The sequence below is a fragment of the Acetonema longum DSM 6540 genome (assembly GCF_000219125.1).
GTDB lineage: Bacteria > Bacillota > Negativicutes > Sporomusales > Acetonemataceae > Acetonema > Acetonema longum.
Window position 1 is genome coordinate 1 of sequence record NZ_AFGF01000216.1, and the last position, 324, is coordinate 324.

The window sequence follows — 324 nt, forward strand, 5'->3', positions numbered from 1 at the left end:
CTGAGGTCTTTGCCGGCTCCTAAGAGGGCTCCCTGGTTGAGGATGGAGCCAGTGGTGGCGGTGAGGCTGAGGGTTCCTGTGGCGATGATGCCGGCGGTGTCGAGGAGATGGGTTTGTTCCAGTTCCCGGTAGGTGTCTTTTTCGGCGGCGGTTTGATTGAGGATGGCGCCGGCGGTGAGGGTGACGTTGTCGCCGCTGATGAGGCCGCTGATGTTGGCGAGAGTGTCGTCAGCGGTGAGGGTGACTTCGCCGCCGGTAATGAGACCAGTTTGGTTGGTGATGGAACCGGTGTCTATGGTAAGGTTCTGATTGGCTTTAATCGTA

1 protein-coding gene is annotated in these 324 nt (G+C 59.0%); it reads right to left on the minus strand.

Features of this window, described 5'->3' with window-relative positions; genetic code table 11:
* On the minus strand, positions 1-324 hold a 324-nt coding region (locus tag ALO_RS17070), incomplete at both ends, for a hypothetical protein (RefSeq protein WP_004098528.1).